The organism is Planomonospora sp. ID91781, assembly GCF_015711595.1.
GTDB classification, from domain to species: domain Bacteria; phylum Actinomycetota; class Actinomycetes; order Streptosporangiales; family Streptosporangiaceae; genus Planomonospora; species Planomonospora parontospora.
In genome coordinates, this window is the sequence record NZ_JABTEY010000001.1 from 3911150 (window position 1) to 3926791 (window position 15642).

Annotated in this window: 14 protein-coding genes; 12 read left to right on the plus strand and 2 right to left on the minus strand. The window is 74.5% G+C overall.

Features of this window, described 5'->3' with window-relative positions; all coding sequences use genetic code 11:
• Window positions 1–311 precede the first annotated feature (311 nt).
• The 10 genes from HS048_RS17705 (at window position 312) to HS048_RS17755 (ending at window position 11863) form a co-directional block, all read left to right on the plus strand.
• Window positions 312–1148: an alpha/beta fold hydrolase gene (locus tag HS048_RS17705; protein ID WP_230880866.1), complete on the plus strand. Its 837-nt coding sequence runs from the start codon at window positions 312–314 to the stop codon at window positions 1146–1148.
• Entirely contained in the window at window positions 1145–2905 is a 1761-nt protein-coding gene (locus HS048_RS17710) for an FAD-binding protein (RefSeq protein WP_307832524.1), read from the plus strand. Before HS048_RS17705 ends, HS048_RS17710 begins: the two co-directional genes overlap by 4 nt.
• Window positions 2906–3023: 118 nt before the next feature.
• Window positions 3024–4229, plus strand: coding sequence for a ferredoxin--NADP reductase (locus tag HS048_RS17715; protein ID WP_230880867.1), 1206 nt, complete (start codon window positions 3024–3026; stop codon window positions 4227–4229).
• 172 nt (window positions 4230–4401) lie between these two features.
• Window positions 4402–5187, plus strand: a complete 786-nt coding sequence (locus tag HS048_RS17725; protein ID WP_068901772.1) for a 2-keto-4-pentenoate hydratase — start codon at window positions 4402–4404, stop codon at window positions 5185–5187.
• Between the two features lie 66 nt (window positions 5188–5253).
• Window positions 5254–6150 (plus strand): acetaldehyde dehydrogenase (acetylating), encoded by an 897-nt coding sequence (locus HS048_RS17730; protein WP_374058778.1) that lies wholly within the window; start codon window positions 5254–5256, stop codon window positions 6148–6150.
• A 127-nt stretch (window positions 6151–6277) separates the two neighbouring features.
• Window positions 6278–7297: a 4-hydroxy-2-oxovalerate aldolase gene (gene dmpG, locus HS048_RS17735; protein WP_068901769.1), complete on the plus strand. Its 1020-nt coding sequence runs from the start codon at window positions 6278–6280 to the stop codon at window positions 7295–7297.
• An 8-nt stretch (window positions 7298–7305) separates the two neighbouring features.
• Window positions 7306–8490, plus strand: a complete 1185-nt coding sequence (locus HS048_RS17740; RefSeq protein WP_196467533.1) for an acyl-CoA dehydrogenase family protein — start codon at window positions 7306–7308, stop codon at window positions 8488–8490.
• Window positions 8491–8520: 30 nt separating this feature from the next.
• Window positions 8521–9429, plus strand: coding sequence for a VOC family protein (locus HS048_RS17745; RefSeq protein WP_068901766.1), 909 nt, complete (start codon window positions 8521–8523; stop codon window positions 9427–9429).
• Window positions 9426–10898 carry an FAD-dependent oxidoreductase gene (locus HS048_RS17750; protein ID WP_196467534.1) on the plus strand — a complete coding sequence of 491 codons (1473 nt, stop codon included), beginning with the start codon at window positions 9426–9428 and terminating at the stop codon, window positions 10896–10898. Before HS048_RS17745 ends, HS048_RS17750 begins: the two co-directional genes overlap by 4 nt.
• Window positions 10899–11251: 353 nt before the next feature.
• On the plus strand, window positions 11252–11863 hold the full coding sequence (locus HS048_RS17755; protein ID WP_196467535.1) for a hypothetical protein: 612 nt from the start codon (window positions 11252–11254) through the stop codon (window positions 11861–11863).
• A gap of 144 nt (window positions 11864–12007) precedes the next feature.
• Here HS048_RS17755 and HS048_RS17760 read toward each other — a convergent pair whose 3' ends face one another.
• Both HS048_RS17760 and HS048_RS17765 read right to left on the minus strand, forming a co-directional pair.
• Complete coding sequence (locus HS048_RS17760) at window positions 12008–12307, minus strand: ferredoxin (RefSeq protein WP_196467536.1); 300 nt, start codon at window positions 12305–12307, stop codon at window positions 12008–12010.
• Window positions 12304–13461 (minus strand): Rieske 2Fe-2S domain-containing protein, encoded by a 1158-nt coding sequence (locus tag HS048_RS17765; RefSeq protein WP_068901754.1) that lies wholly within the window; start codon window positions 13459–13461, stop codon window positions 12304–12306. Before HS048_RS17765 ends, HS048_RS17760 begins: the two co-directional genes overlap by 4 nt.
• A 197-nt stretch (window positions 13462–13658) precedes the next feature.
• On the opposite strand from HS048_RS17765, the gene hsaA reads away from it, so the two are divergent.
• Both hsaA and HS048_RS17775 read left to right on the plus strand, forming a co-directional pair.
• Window positions 13659–14825, plus strand: a complete 1167-nt coding sequence (hsaA, locus tag HS048_RS17770; protein WP_196467537.1) for a 3-hydroxy-9,10-secoandrosta-1,3,5(10)-triene-9,17-dione monooxygenase oxygenase subunit — start codon at window positions 13659–13661, stop codon at window positions 14823–14825.
• Window positions 14826–14946: 121 nt separating this feature from the next.
• The gene (locus tag HS048_RS17775; RefSeq protein WP_068901751.1) at window positions 14947–15564 is read left to right on the plus strand and encodes a TetR family transcriptional regulator; all 618 of its coding nucleotides are present in this window, start codon (window positions 14947–14949) and stop codon (window positions 15562–15564) included.
• Window positions 15565–15642 lie beyond the last annotated feature (78 nt).

Sequence of the window (15642 nt, forward strand, 5' to 3'; positions counted from 1 at the left end):
GGCGGTCCCGTTGAGCGGAAGGCTCCGGGACCCCGGCCGGCGCGGTGCCGGGCTCCCGGTCGCGGGGGGGTCCCGGCCAGCGGGACCACCGCCGCGACCGGTCGGCGGCCCCGGTTACGTTCCTGCGAGGCCGGTGCTCCCGCCGGCCGTTCCCGGCGACCGAGGCGGATGGACCGAGGCGGATGATGAGCACGGAGCCGAGTCACGGACCGATCCACGGGCAGAGTCACGGGCAGGGTCACAGGCCGGACCATGAGCCGGGTCAGGGGCCGATCCACGGGCCGGGTCAGGGGTTGAGCCGTGAGTCGACGTTGCGCGAACTCACGACCGACGAGGGCGTGCTGCGCTACCACGAGGCCGGTGACGGCCCGCCCCTGCTGCTGCTGCACGGGTCCGGTCCCGGCGTCACCGGCTGGCGGAACTACCGCGGCAACCTGGCCGCCCTCGCCGGGCGCTTCCGCTGCCTGGTGCTGGAGTTCCCCGGCTTCGGCGTCAGCGACCCCACCGGCGCCCACCCCATGGCCGCCGCACCCGGCGCGGCGCTCCGCCTCCTCGACGGGCTCGGGATCGAGCGGGCCGACGTGATCGGCAACTCCATGGGCGGGATCGTGGGCGCGCAGGTGGCGATCTCCGACCCCGCCCGCGTGCGCCGCCTGGTCACCATCGGCGGGCTGGGCGTGAACCTGTTCAGCCCCGGACCCGGCGAGGGCGTCAGGCTGCTCACGGAGTTCGTCGAGCACCCCACCCGCGAGGCGCTCGTGCGCTGGCTGCACTCCATGGTCTACGACCCGGCCCTGGTCACCGAGGAGATGGTCGAGGAGCGCTGGGCGCAGGCCACCGAGCCGGACACGCTCGCCGCCTCCCGCCGGATGTACGGCCGCGCCGCGCTCGCCGCCCGCGCCGCCGCCGCGCGGTCGGACGCCCCGCCGTACTGGGCGACGCTGCACCGGCTCAAGGCCCCGACGCTGATCACCTGGGGCCGCGACGACCGGGTCAGCCCCCTCGACATGGCGCTGGTGCCGATGCGGACCATCCCCGGCGCCGAGCTGCACGTCTTCCCGGACTGCGGGCACTGGGTGATGATCGAGCAGCGGGCGGCCTGGGAGAGCGCCGTGCTGGCCTTCCTGACCCGCGAGGAGGCCCCGTGAGCGGGCGAACCGGCGGGCACGGCGGGCACGGCGGCGCCGCCCGTGCGGCCGGCGGAGGAGGCCCTGTGGGCGGGCAGGGGTGGGACGCCGAGTTCGACCTCGTCGTCGTCGGCAGCGGGGGCGGCGGGATGACGGCCGCGCTCACCGCCGCCGCCGAGGGCCTGGAGCCCCTGGTCGTCGAGAAGGGCTCGCGGTACGGCGGCAGCACCGCCATCTCCGGCGGCGGCATCTGGATCCCCGGCAACCCCGTGCTGCGCGCCAGGGGGCAGCACGACAGCTGCGAGGCCGTCCGCCGCTACCTCGACCTGCTCACCGCCGGGCGGGTGCCCGCCGCGCGGCTCGACGCCTACGTCGACCACGGCCCGGCCGCGATGGAGCTGCTCTGCCGGAGCAGGTGGATGCGCTTCTCCTGGACCAAGGGGTACGCCGACTACCATCCCGAGCTGGAGGGCGGCCGCGCGCTGGGCCGGTCCATCGAGGCGCTGCCGTTCGACACCCGCAGGCTGGGGCCCGACGAGAGGCACCAGCGTCCCAACAGCCTGAAGGGCCCGCTGGGTCTGTGGATCACCGCGAAGGACTACCACGACCTGGCGATGGCCCGGCGCACCTGGCGCGGGCGGCGCGCCACGCTCGTGGCAGCCTGGCGGGTCGCCTCGAACCTGGTCCGCCGCCGCCACATGGCGACCGGCGGGCGCGCGCTCGTCGCGCGGCTGCGCATGGCGCTCAAGGACGCCGGGGTCCCGCTCTGGCTGAAGACGTCCATGACCGACCTCGTCGTCGACGGGCACGGCGCCGTCACCGGCGTCGTCGTCGAGCGCGAGGGCCGCACCCTGCGGCTGCGCGGCCGGTACGGCGTGCTGCTGGCCACCGGCGGCTTCGACCACAACCCCGCACTGCGCGCGAAGTACCTGCCGGAGGGCGGCCGGGCCGACTTCAGCATGGGCGCCCGGGAGAACACCGGCGACGGCATCCTGGCGGGGGAGCGGGCCGGCGCCGCGCTCGACCTGATGGACGACGCCTGGTGGATGCCGGCGGTCCGGCACCCCGCGGGCGCGGCCATCCCGCTGGTCTCCGAACGCTGCATCCCGCGGTCGATCATCGTCGCGGCGGACGGGCGGAGGTTCGCCAACGAGTCCGCGCCGTACGTGAACTTCGTCCACGACCAGCTCGCGGGCGGCCACGTCCCGGCGTGGTTCGTGATGGACGCCAGGGCCCGCGCCCGCTACCCGTTCGCGCAGATCCTGCCCGGCGCGCCGATCCCGCAGGCGTTCTACGACGCGGGCGTGGTGCACCGGGCCGGCACGGTCGCCGAGCTGGCCAAGCGGATCGGCGTGCCCCCGGATGCCCTGACCGAGACCGTCGAGCGCTTCAACGGCTTCGCCCGCGCCGGCCGGGACGCCGACTTCGGACGGGGGGAGAGCGCCCACGACCGCTACTACGGCGACCCCACGCTGAAGAACCCGAACCTCGACGTGATCGACCGCCCGCCGTACTACGCGGTCCGCATCGAGGCCGGAGACCTCGGCACCAAGGGCGGCCTGGTCTGCGACGAGCACAGCCGGGTGCTGCGCGCGGACGGGTCGGTGATCGAGGGCCTGTACGCCACCGGCAACGTCTCGGCCTCGGTGATGGGCAACGAGTACGCCGGTCCCGGCGCCACGATCGGACCCTCGATCGTCTTCGGGTACATCGCGGCCGGGCACGTCGCGCGGCGAGCCCGCGCCGGCGGCGACCCCGGCCGGTCCGGGCCGGCCTGACGGCCCGGGCGGGCCCGGACCGGCCGGAGGGCGGAGGCGGTGAACCCGGAGACGGTGGCCCGGAAGTGGTGAGCCCGGAGACGGCGGGCCCGGATCCCGAGACCCGAGGAGGACGACCATGGCGCAGCCCGGACCGCTCAGGGTGCGTGTCGTCGAGGTCGTCCGCGAGACCGCGGACGCGCACTCGCTGGTGCTCGAACCCGCCGACGGCGACCGCGGCCGGTTCGGCTACCGGCCCGGGCAGTTCCTCACGATCCGGATCCCCGGCGGCCGCGAGGGGGGCCCCGAGGGCGGTACGGCACGCTGCTACTCGCTGTCCAGTTCCCCGGCCTGCGACGAGAAGCTCAAGGTGACCGTCAAGCGGGTCCCCGGCGGTCACGGGTCGAACTGGATCTGCGACCACGTCACCGAGGGCGACGTACTGGAGGTGCTGCGGCCCTCCGGCGCCTTCACCCCCCGCACGCTCGACGGCGACTTCCTGCTGCTGGCGGCCGGAAGCGGCATCACACCGGTCATGTCGATCCTCAAGTCCTGCCTGCACGCCGGGACCGGGTCGGCCGTCCTCGTCTACGCCAACCGGGACGAGAACTCGGTGATCTTCCGGGACGAACTGGCCGCGCTGGCCCGGGAGCACGCCGGCCGGCTGGCCGTACTGCACTGGCTGGAGTCGGTGCAGGGCCTGCCCACCGCGGCGGGGCTGGCGGCGGTGGCCGGGCCGTACGCCGGGCGGGAGGCGTTCGTCTGCGGTCCCGGGCCGTTCATGGACCTCGCGGTCGAGGCCCTCACCGGCCTCGGCGTGCCGCCCGAGCGGGTGCGCACCGAACGCTTCACCTCACTGGCCGCCGACCCGTTCACCGCCCGGCCCGCGCCCGGCGCCCCCGCATCAGGTGCCTCCGCGCCCGCTGTCCCCGCGCCCGGTGTTCCTGCGCCCGCTGTCCCCGTGTCCGACGCCCTCGTGTCCGGTCTCACCGAGGCTTCCTCCCCCGCCGCCGTGCCCGCTCCCGGATCCGCCGGTCCCGCCGGACCGGCCCGCCCGGCGGAGGCCGCGGAGGCCGAGGTCGAGGTCGAACTGGACGGCCGGACGCGGACGGTGGCCTGGCCCCGCGGCGCGCGCCTGCTCGACGTGCTGCTCGCCGCGGGGCTGGACGCGCCGTACTCCTGCCGTGAGGGGTCCTGCAGCGCGTGCGCCTGCGTGCTAGTCGAGGGCGAGGTCGCGATGGAGCGCAACCAGGTCCTCGACGACCGCGACCTGGCCGACGGCCTCATCCTCGCCTGCCAGGCGGTCCCGGTCAGCGAACGCCTCAAGGTCACCTACGACGCCTGACCGGCCGGGGGCGTCCCGGTGCCCTCCCACTGAGCGGGAGGGGACCGCCGCGGACGGCGCGACGCTGGGAGCGTTGACCCCGGAACGGGAGGGACCGGGACGGGAGCGGCCCGGCCGCCCCGGGGCACCGCCGGTCCGGGCGCGGTGCTGACCCCGACGCCAGGAGGGTGCGATGCTGGATCCGGCGGAACGCGCGTCCGCGGCCGCCCTGCTGCGGGCGGCCCAGCGGGACCGGGCGCCGATCGAGCCGCTGACCGCCGCCTTCCCCGGCATCGACGTCGTCGACGCCTACGAGATCCAGCTGCTCAACATCCGCCGCAGGCTCGCCGGCGGGGCCCGGGTGCGCGGGCACAAGGTGGGCCTGTCGTCCGAGGTGATGCAGCGGATGATGGGCGTCGGCGAACCCGACTACGGCCACCTGCTCGACGACATGGTGCTCGCCGAGGACGTCCCCATTCCGGCGGGGGCGTACTGCCACCCGCGCGTCGAGGTCGAGATCGGCTACGTGCTCGGCGCGAGCCTGCCCGGCGCGGGCTGCACCGAGGCCGACGTGCTCGCCGCCACCGAGTACATCGTGCCGAGCATCGAGCTGATCGACAGCCGCATCAGGGACTGGCGGATCGGCCTGGCCGACACGGTCGCCGACAACGCCTCCTCGGCGGGGGTCGTCCTGGGCGCCGCCCGGGTCCGCCCCGGCGAGCTGGACCCGGCCGGGATCGAGGCGGTGCTGTACCGCGGGGGCACCGAGGTCGCGCGCGGCGACACCTCGGCCGTCCTGGGGAACCCCACCACCGCCGTGGCCTGGCTGGCCGGGAAGGTCGCCTCCTTCGGGGTGAAGCTCGAAGCCGGGCACCTGATCCTGCCCGGCTCCTGCACCCGCGCGGTGGACGTGCGCCCCGGCGACGTCTTCCGCGCCGAGTTCGCCGGGCTCGGCTCCGTGACCGCCCGATTCGAGTGAGGGGACGAGACCTTGAGCAAGGCGACCGCCGCGATCGTCGGATCGGGGAACATCGGGACCGACCTGATGTACAAGCTGCTCCGCTCCGAGTCGATCGAGCCCCGCTGGATGATCGGAATCGACCCCGGGAGCCCGGGCCTGAAACGGGCCGCGGACGAAGGGCTGGAGGCCTCCGCCGAGGGCATCGACCGGCTGCTCTCCGGGCGGGAGCGGCCCGACCTCGTCTTCGAGGCCACCTCCGCCCGCGTGCACCGGGAGAACGCCCCCCGCTACGAGGCGCTCGGCATCCGGGCCGTGGACCTGACCCCCGCCGCGCTCGGGCCCGCGGTCGTGCCCGCGGTCAACCTCGGCGGCCACCTGGACGCGCCCAACGTCAGTCTGATCACCTGCGGGGGACAGGCCACCATCCCGATCGTGCACGCCGTCTCCCGGGTGACCGAGGTGGCCTACGCCGAGATCGTCGCCAGCGTCGCCTCCCCGTCGGCCGGCCCGGGGACGCGGGCGAACATCGACGAGTTCACGATCGCCACCCGCCACGGCATCGAGCGGATCGGCGGCGCCGCGCGCGGCAAGGCGATCATCATCCTCAACCCCGCCGAGCCGCCGATGATCATGAGGGACACGGTGTTCTGCGCGATCCCGGCCGACGCCGACCGCGAGGCGATCGCCGCCTCGATCAAGGAGGTCACCGCCGAGGTGGCGTCCTACGTGCCCGGCTACCGGCTGCGCGCCGCGCCCCAGTTCGACGATCCCGCGCCGGTGGACGACGGGCTCGCGCCGGTGGGCGACGGGCTCGCGCGGGTGGGCGACGGGCTCGCCCGGGTCGCGGTCTTCCTGGAGGTGGAAGGCGCGGGCGACTACCTCCCGCCGTACTCCGGCAACCTCGACATCATGACCGCCGCCGCCACCCGGGTCGGCGAGGGCTTCGCGCGGCGGATCCTCGCCCGGCGGGCCACCGCCTGAGCCGCCGCTCCCGCCCGCCGCTCCCGCCCGCCGCTCCCGTCCGTTCCCGCCGCATCCGCCCGACCCCGAGGGCCCGCCGCCGCCCCCGGAGCCCGCGCGACTCCGCCCGAGTCAAGGAGACCCGCCCATGCCCTACCGCGCCGACCTCGACGTCCGGGTCACCGACTCGTCGCTGCGCGACGGCTCGCACGCCAAGCAGCACCGGTTCACCGTCGCGGACGTCCGCGCCGTCGTCGGCGCCCTCGACGCCGCCGGGGTGCCGGTCATCGAGGTCTCCCACGGCGACGGCCTCGGCGGCTCGTCGTTCAACTACGGGTTCAGCCGCACCCCCGAGCAGGAGCTGATCAGGGCGGCCGTCGAGACGGCGCGGCGGGCGAGGATCGCCTTCCTGATGCTGCCCGGCCTCGGCGTCCTGGACGACATCCGGGAGGCCGCCGGGAACGGCGCCGCCGTCTGCCGGATCGCCACCCACTGCACCGAGGCCGACATCTCCGTCCAGCACTTCGGCCTGGCCCGGGACCTGGGCCTGGAGACCGTCGGCTTCCTGATGATGGCGCACAGCCGCCCGCCGGAGGTCCTCGCGAAGCAGGCGCGGATCATGGCCGACGCCGGCTGCCAGTGCGTGTACGTCGTCGACTCCGCCGGCGCGCTGATCCTGGAGCAGACCGGCGACCGGGTCGCCGCCCTGGTGGCCGAGCTCGGCTCCGACGCCCAGGTCGGCTTCCACGGCCACGAGAACCTCGGGCTCGGCGTCGCCAACTCCGTCATCGCCGTCCGGTCCGGAGCCGTCCAGATCGACGGCTCGACGCGCCGCTTCGGCGCGGGGGCGGGCAACACCCCCGTCGAGGCGTTCGCCGCCGTCGCCGAGAAGCTGGGCATCCGGACCGGCATCGACGTCCCGAAGATCATCGACGCCGCGGAGGACGTGGTCCGCCCGGTCATGGACGGCGAGTGCCTGCTCGACCGGCTCTCGCTCACCATGGGCTACGCCGGCGTCTACTCCAGCTTCCTCAAGCACGCCGACCGGCAGGCCGCCAGGTACGGGGTCTCCGGCACCGAGATCCTCCTGGAGGCGGGACGCCGCAACCTCGTCGGCGGCCAGGAGGACCAGCTCATCGAGATCGCCGTCGCCCTCGCGGAGAAGTGAGGACCGCAATGACCAACCACGTGCTCGCCGCCATCACGGAGCGCGCCGAGGAGATCGCCGCGCTCGGCGTCACCGGCGAGGCCCTCGGCAGGCTGGACGACCAGGCGGCCAAGGCGCTGCGGGACGCCGGCGTGATCCGCATGCTCCAGCCGGCCGCGTACGGCGGCTCGGAGTCCCATCCCAGGGAGTTCGCCGAGACGGTGATGGGCGTCGCCGCGCTCGACGGTTCGACCGGCTGGGTCGCGGGCATCGTCGGGGTGCACCCGTGGGAGATGGCCTTCGCCGACCCCCGGGTGCAGGAGGAGGTCTGGGGGGAGGACCGGGACACCTGGATCGCCTCGCCGTACGCGCCGATGGGCGTCGCCCGGCCGGTCGACGGCGGCTACGTCCTCAACGGCCGCTGGCAGTTCTCCTCCGGCACCGACCACTGCGACTGGATCTTCCTGGGCGGCCTGCTCGGCGACGCCGAGGGCAGGCCGGTCCAGCCGCCCGTCTCGCTCCACCTGATCCTGCCGCGCGCGGACTACGAGATCGTGCCGGACTCCTGGGACGTGGTCGGCCTGCGCGGCACCGGGAGCAAGGACGTCGTCGTCTCCGGCGCGTTCGTCCCGGACTACCGGGTCATCCCGTTCTCCAAGGTCGTCGACGGGAGCGCGCCCAGGGAGGCGGGGCTGACCAGCCCGACCTACCACGTCCCGTTCTCCTGCGCGTTCCCGCTCGGCATCACCGCCGCCGTCGTCGGCATCGCCGAGGGCGCCCTCGCCCACCACCTCGCCTACCAGCGGGGCCGAGTGCAGATCACCGGCACGAAGGTCCGGGACGACCCGTACGTGCTCTACGCGATCAGCGAGGCGGCCGGGGAGATCGCGGCCTCCCGGTGCGCGCTGCTCGACAACGTGTCGCGGATGTACGACGCCGTCGCCGCCGGCCGGGAGGTCTCCTTCGCCGAGCGCGCGGCCGGCCGGCGGGTCCAGGTCCAGGCGGCCTGGCGCGCCGTACGCGCGGTCGACGAGATCATGGCCCGCTCCGGAGGCAACGCGATGCGCGCGGACAACCCCGTCCAGCGCTTCTGGCGCGACGCGCACATGGGCCTGGCCCACGCCATCCACGTGCCCGGCGCGGTCTTCCACGCCGCCGCCCTGACCGACCTGGGCGTCGAGCCCCCGCCGGGCCCGCTGCGCTCGATGATCTAGTACCCCGACGGACGAACCCGGAGTGATGAGATGACGCAGATCCGCGGGCTCGGCTACCTGAAGGTCCGGACACGCGACCTCGGGCGCTGGCGCGAACTGGTGATCGACGGTCTCGGCTTCGCCGAGGGCGGCGGGCCGGACCCGGACGGCCTCTACCTGCGCATGGACGAGCGCCGGTCGCGGCTCGTCGTGCTGCCCGGCGAGACCGACCGGGTGCTGGCCGTCGGCTGGGAGGTCCGCGACCAGTTCGCGCTGGCCGCGGTCGGCCGCGCGGTCGAGGCGTCGGGCACGGCGGTCAAGGTCCTCTCGGCGCGGGAGTCCGCCGAGCGCGGCGCCGAGCAGGTGATCGCGTTCGACGACCCGGCGGGCACCCCGGTCGAGGTCTTCTTCGGCCCCGTCCTCGACCACGCCCCGGTGCTCACCGGGATGGGCCAGCGGTTCGTCACCGGCGAGCAGGGCATGGGCCACGTGGTCATCCCCTCCACCCGTGCGGACGAGACGGTCTCCTTCTACGCCGAGGTGCTCGGCTTCCTGCCGCGCGGCGCCATGCGGGTCGGCGGGGGGAAGGGGCCGCGGGTGCGCTTCATGGGCGTCAACCGGCGCCACCACAGCCTCGCGGTCTGCCCCGCCCCGCACGGGGAGGAACCGGGCCTGGTGCACCTCATGGTCGAGGTCGACGGCCTCGACGCCGTGGGGCGGGCGCTGGACAACGTCAACCGGCTGGGATTCTCCGTCTCCTCCACGCTGGGTCGGCACACCAACGACAAGATGATCTCCTTCTACGTGCGCGCGCCGGGCGGCTGGGACATCGAGTACGGCACCGGCGGCCTGCTCGTCGACGAGACGCACTACACCGCCGAGGAGATCACCGCGGACAGCTACTGGGGCCACGACTGGTCCGGCTCCGAACCGCTGGCGGCCTTCACCCCGCGCGCATGAGCGCCGTGCCGCCGGTGGAGCCGGTCCGTGCCGGCTCGGTCGGCGCCTGGGACCACGAGTGCGACGTGCTCGTCGTCGGTTTCGGCTGCGCGGGCGCCGCCGCGGCCTACGAGGCCGCCGCCGCGGGGGCCCGCGTCACCGTGCTGGAGCGCGCCGGCGGGCCCGGCGGCTCCTCGGCGCTGTCCGGCGGCGAGATCTACCTCGGCGGCGGTACGGCGCTGCAGAAGGCCTGCGGCTTCGACGACACCCCCGGCGACATGTTCGCCTACCTGGTCGCGGCGCTCGGCCCGCACGCCGACACCGAGAAGATCCGGCTGTACTGCGACGGGAGCGTCGAGCACTTCCGGTGGCTGTGCGAGCGCGGGCTCACCTTCAACGAGGGACTGTTCGACGCGCCGAGCTGGGTGCCGCCGACGGCGGACGGGCTGATGTGGCTGGGCGAGAACGCCTGGCCGTACAACACGGTCGCCCGGCCCGCCCCGCGCGGGCACCGGCCCGCGACCGAGTCGTTCGGCGGCTGGCTCCTCATGGAGAAGCTGGTCGCGGCCGCCCGGGAGGCCGGGGCCGCCGACCACGCCGACACCCTGGCCACCAACCTCGTCGTCGACGAGGGCGGCCGGGTGGCGGGCGTGCTGGCCCGCCGGTACGGCGAGCGGACGGCCTACCGCGCGCACCGGGCGGTGGTACTGACCACCGGCGGCTTCGTCGACTCCGAGGAGATGCTCGCCCTGCACGCCCCGGTGCTGCTGGGACACGGCAAGGTCAGCGACGGCCTCGACGACGGCGGGGGCATCCGCATGGCGGCGGCGCTCGGCGCCGCCACCCGCCGCATGTCCGCCGTGCAGATCGCGCTGACCGCCCTGCCCGCGCTGGCCGTGCGCGGCCTGCTGGTCAACGGGCTCGGGCAGCGCTTCGTCAACGAGGACGTCTACCCGGGCGTGTTCAGCGCCGCCGCCGTGCTGCACCAGCCGGGACCGTACTGGGTGGTCGTCGACGAGGAGGGCTACGAGGACGTCCCCCGGCGGGACCTGTGGGGCGTGCGCCCGGCGTTCGCCGCCGAGACGCTCGCGGAGCTGGAGGAGTCGCTCGGCGTGCCCGCCGGGGCGCTGGAGACGGCGGTCGGCGTCTACAACCGGCACGCGGAACGGGGCGAGGACCCCTACTTCCACAAGGACCGCAGGTGGCTGCGGCCGCTCCGGCCGCCCTTCGCCGCGGTCGACCCGCGGCTGGGGTTCGGCGCGGGCGGCCGGAGGGACACGGGCGTGGCCGGGTTCACCCTGGGCGGGCTGCACACCACCCCGGACGGGGCGGTGCTGGACCAGTCGGGGCGGCCGATCCCGGGCCTGTTCGCCGCGGGCCGGGCCAGCTCCGGCCTGCACGGCGACGGTTACGTCAGCGGGACGTCGCTGGGCGACGGCACGTTCTTCGGCCGCCGGGCCGGTCGCGCGGCGGCCCGGTCCGCCGGGTGATCCGCGGCGACGCCCCCGCCCGGGGGCCGTCATCGCCGTTGAAACGGCTCCCCGGAAGATTCTGTCCCGTGCGCTTTGACGTTCTCCGCAGATTGCGCGGGCGGGTGCCCGGGGATGACGCTGTTGCGGTTCCGCGAGGCGGGTGCGCATCCGGCGAGGTCGCCGAGGCGCCCGCACTCCTGTGGATTCTTCCCTTTCCGGAGCCGCGTTCCGCAGCGGGCGGCGTTCACCTCACGTCCGGGGAGACGGCCGTCCGCGTGCGGCGACGAACGGGCGGAAGACGTGTCCCGCCCCGCGGGCGCCTGCCCGGCGCCCGCTTCCTGAGAGACAGTCGGACGACGAACGGGGGAATCATGGCGAGATCTCGCCTGGCTCTGAAGACCGTGCTGCACGGGGGTTTCGCGCTGCTGTTCACGACGGCGTGGACCCAGCCGGCGCACGCGGCCGAGAAGATCGTTTACCAGAGCTCCAGCCTCTGCGTCAAAGGCGAGGCGCGGCTCTTCCGGGCGGTCTCCGGCGGCCTCATCGGTTACGTCGGAGACGGATACACCCACGCGCTGAACCCGGGCTGCACCACCGGCGTGACCCGTTCAGGCGCACTGAAGGTCGACGTGTACCGGTGGAACGGATCCTCCTGGGCGGTCTGCCGGACCTCCGGCTGGAAGTACGGCACCACCGGCCAGTCGACGGGCCAGTTCGCCGGACCCTACGGGCCCAGCGCGACCGTCCACTACGGCAACGCGGCGGGCAACGGGCCGGCCTGCGGCGCGGGCTACTACGGCACGCTGTCCAACGTGTACGCCGCGGACGCGGGGGAGTGGCGCGGGGGCAGCGTCTGGTCGGGGTACCAGCACGTGCCGGCCACGCACCTGCGCGGAGAGACGAAGCCGGCCGCGCCGTCGCTGCCCGCGCCGACCTCCGAGTCGGTGCCGCCGCTCGGAGCGCCTGACGCCTCACGAGGCTGAGCTCCCTCCTCCCGGCGTACGACGGGACCGCTCGGCTCAGGACGCACCCGAGCCGAGCGGGCTCACCGGGACGTCCCGGAGCGGCGGTGTCGAGGCGGGCGCAACCGCTCCCGCCGCCCTGCCGCGCGAGATCGGAAACGGGTCTCACGGCGCCGGCCGGGGTCCGTCCCCGGTGTCGTCCGGCACGGGGAGCTCCCCGTCCAGCGCCGCCCGGACGATCGACTCGCGCAGCGCCTCGCAGGCGGGGAAGAGGCCCCCGTTCGGGCCTTCACCTGGAACGGAGGCCCGCCGTTCCAGGCAGGTCTCCACGGCCTCGGCGCTCCACTGGATGCTGGTCTGCTGCCAGCCGGCCTTGCGCGCCCGCACCGCGGCGCCGCACGTCCGGCAGCGCACCGGGCTCATCGGCGGGCCGTCCAGCAGCCGCTCGTCCGGGCGGGCCGTCACGCGGTCCCGCCTCCGGCGGCGGCCCTGCGGGCGAGGTTCTCCTCGACCTCCTTCCTCCACGCCTCGACCGGCCGGGTGGTGTCCAGCTCGAACTCGAAGCGCTCCACCATCTCCGGCGCGACGTCGGCGGCGTCCACGTAGAACTGCTCGTACCAGCGGCGCAGCTGGTAGACGGGCCCGTCCTCCTCGCACAGCAGCGGGTTGTCGACGCGGGCCTTGTTCTTCCAGATCTCGACGTCCTGCTCGAAGCCCTTGAGGATGAAGGCGCCCAGCCGTACGGCCATCTCGTCGGCCCCGGCGCTCCCCAGCCGCTCGTTGCGCTGCACGATGATGCCGGACTGCAGCACGAAGGAGTCCGCGTCGACGGGGTAGTGGCAGTTGATCAGGACGCAGTCGATGTCCATGCCCTCGTAGTGGTAGGTCAGGTCGTCGATCATGAAGGACGGCCCGTGGTACGCCGCCACGGAGGTGTTGCCGAGCATCCCCGGCCGGCCCTCCTTGGCGGGCGGCCGGGCGTCCGGGCGGCTCAGGCCCTTCATGATCTGGGTGGCGACGTGGCCCTCGAAGACGTTCTTGAAGTACGTCGGGAACGAGTAGTGCACGTAGAAGAAGTGCGCCATGTCGACCACGTTGTCCATGACCTCGCGGCAGTTCGCGGCGACGAGGGTCTCGTGCCAGACCCAGTCGGTCCAGTCGTCGCGCGTCGCGCCCTCGATGCGGGGGATCGTGACGCCGGGCGGCGGCGGGTTGCCCTCGGGGTCGTTCCAGACGAACAGCATGCCGTCCTGGTCCATCGTGGTCCACGCCGAGGTGCGGGCGCGCAGCGGGACCCGGCGGGCGTAGGGGATCTTCTTGCAGCGGCCGTCGCCGCCCCAGCGCCAGTCGTGGAACGGGCAGGCGATCTCGTCGCCCTTGACCGTGCCGCGGGACAGGTCCCCGCCCATGTGCCGGCAGTAGGCGTCGAGCACGTTGAGCCTGCCGTCGCCGCTCCGGAAGACCACCAGTTTGGCGCCGAAGGCGTCGACGGTGTGCGGCCGGCCGTCCTTGAACCGCTCGGACAGGCCCAGGCAGTGCCATCCCCGGGCGAAGCGTGCGGGTACGGCGCCGGCCTCGATGGCGCGGACCCCGTCCCGCTCGGTCTCGGCTGCAGTCACGCTGAACCCATCCCCTCAGGACGCGCACCCTCCCGGATTCCCGGCCTTCCGCGAAACGGTAGGCCGGGGCGGCGCCGTACGGGCCGGGAGTCCCGGTGGCCGGGACGGCCGCACCGGGGCCGCCGCCGCCCGGCGCACCATCGTGGTCTGCACCTGACGGCACGGGCGGGCACAAGCGGACACGGGGAGCGCAGACCATGAGCGACGAGGTCCTGGAGCCGGTGCGCGCGCTGCTGCCGGGCATCGCCGGGCGGGCCCGGTCCGCCGACGAGAACCGGCGGATACCGGAGGAGACGGTCGCCGAGCTCGCCGCCGCCGGGGTCTTCCGGATGCTGCAGCCCAAGCGGTACGGCGGCGCCGAGTGCGACCCGGCGGAGTTCTTCGCGGTGATCCGGGAGATCTCCGGCGCGTGCGGCTCCACCGGCTGGGTCGCCTCCCTGCTCGGCGTGCACCAGTGGCAGGCCGGCATGTTCGCCGAGGCCGCGCAGGACGAGGTCTGGGGCGGGAGCCCGGACGCGCTGATCTCCTCGTCGTACGCGCCGATGGGGCGGCTCACCCCGGTGGAGGGCGGCTACGAGATGTCCGGCCGGTGGAGCTTCTCCTCCGGTTGCGACCACGCGTCCTGGGCCGTGCTGGGCGCGACGGTGGTGGGCACGGAGGGCAGGCCGGTCGACTTCATGAGCGTGCTGGTGCCCCGCGCCGACTACGGGATCCACGACGTCTGGGACGTGATCGGCCTGCGCGGCACCGGGAGCAACGACATCACCGTGGAGCGGGCCTTCGTTCCCGCGCACCGTGCGATGCGCAACTACGAGCAGGCCCAGCTGCGCGGCCCCGGCCAGAAGGCCAACACCGGCCCGCTCTACCGCATGCCGTTCGCGACGCTGTTCACCTCCGCGATCACCGCGCCGGTGATCGGCGCGGTGGCGGGCTGCTACGACGCCTACCTCGCCGCGATGCGCGACCGGGTACGGCTCAGCCTCGGCGGTGGCAGGTTCGCCGAGGACAGGTTCGCCCAGGTGGCCGTCGCGCGGGCCGCCTCGGAGATCGACGCGGCGATCCTGCAGACGGACCGCAACGTGCGCGAGGTGTACCGGCACGCGGTCCGGGGCGACGCGATCCCGATGGAGCTGCGGCTGCGCGCCCGCAGGGACCAGGTCCGCGGGACCGAGCGGGCGGTGGAGGCGATGGACATCCTGTTCAAGACGGCCGGCGGCAACTCGCTCCGGCGCGGCAACCCCATCGAGCGCGCCTGGCGCGACGCCCACGCGGGCAGCGTGCACGTGGCCAACGACGTCGAGCGGGCCCTGGCGATGTACGGCAGGAGCGCCTTCGGCCTGACCGTCGAGGACGACCTCGTCTGAGCGGTCCGGCGCGCGCCGGAAGCGGGCCGGAGGCGTCCCGCTGACCGGTATCCGGGCTTGGCGGCCCCGCCCCGGGCCGTGTGTATTGTCTATCCGGCATCGCAGACGACCGGGGGAGAACGTGCCGAGGATCGCCGAAGTCAGGCCGCCCGCCGAGCCCAGTTCGCCCGAGCAGCGCGCCCGGCACCTGCGCATCCTCCGCGCGGCCGCGCACATCGGGGCGGAGAACGGCCTGGAGCGCGTGCAGATGCACGAGGTGGCGAAGGCCGCGGGCGTGGCGATCGGCACGCTGTACCGGTACTTCCCCTCCAAGACCCACCTGTTCACCGCCGTCATGGCCGAGCAGATCGACCGGTTCGGCGAGAACCTGCCCAAGCCCGCACCCGGCACGAGCCCCGAGGACGCGGTCGGCGACGTGCTGGTGAGCGCCAGCCGGCAGCTGCTGCGCAAGCCGGCCCTGGCGACCGCGATGCTCCAGTCGGCGAACGCGGCCAACGCCGCCGCGGTCGCCGACGCCGCCCGGATCGACGGCACCTTCGGCGGCATCATCCTGCGGGTCCTCGGCATCGACGACCCGACCGTCCAGGACGTCACCCTGGTCCGGCTCCTGCTGCAGTGCTGGTACGGCGTGCTGCAGTTCAGCCTCAACGGGCGGGCCTCCATCGCCGACACCGAGAGCGACATCCGGCTCGCCTGCCGGCTCCTGCTGGCCCCGCGTTCGAACGCCCCGCAGGACTGAGGCGGGGTCGTCGGCGCGGCGCGCCCGATTCCCGCGGCCGGGTCCGGATCCCGGTCACCGCGGCGCCGTGATGACCGG

Bases quoted from the DNA above. Each gene is read 5' to 3' on its own strand.
- HS048_RS17715 (WP_230880867.1), top strand. From the start codon at position 3,024: ATGGCGCAGCCCGGACCGCTCAGGGTGCGTGTCGTCGAGGTCGTCCGC.
- HS048_RS17725 (WP_068901772.1), top strand. From the start codon at position 4,402: ATGCTGGATCCGGCGGAACGCGCGTCCGCGGCCGCCCTGCTGCGGGCG.
- HS048_RS17730 (WP_374058778.1), top strand. From the start codon at position 5,254: ATGTACAAGCTGCTCCGCTCCGAGTCGATCGAGCCCCGCTGGATGATC.
- dmpG (WP_068901769.1), top strand. From the start codon at position 6,278: ATGCCCTACCGCGCCGACCTCGACGTCCGGGTCACCGACTCGTCGCTG.
- HS048_RS17740 (WP_196467533.1), top strand. From the start codon at position 7,306: ATGACCAACCACGTGCTCGCCGCCATCACGGAGCGCGCCGAGGAGATC.
- HS048_RS17745 (WP_068901766.1), top strand. From the start codon at position 8,521: ATGACGCAGATCCGCGGGCTCGGCTACCTGAAGGTCCGGACACGCGAC.
- HS048_RS17750 (WP_196467534.1), top strand. From the start codon at position 9,426: ATGAGCGCCGTGCCGCCGGTGGAGCCGGTCCGTGCCGGCTCGGTCGGC.
- HS048_RS17755 (WP_196467535.1), top strand. From the start codon at position 11,252: ATGGCGAGATCTCGCCTGGCTCTGAAGACCGTGCTGCACGGGGGTTTC.
- hsaA (WP_196467537.1), top strand. From the start codon at position 13,659: ATGAGCGACGAGGTCCTGGAGCCGGTGCGCGCGCTGCTGCCGGGCATC.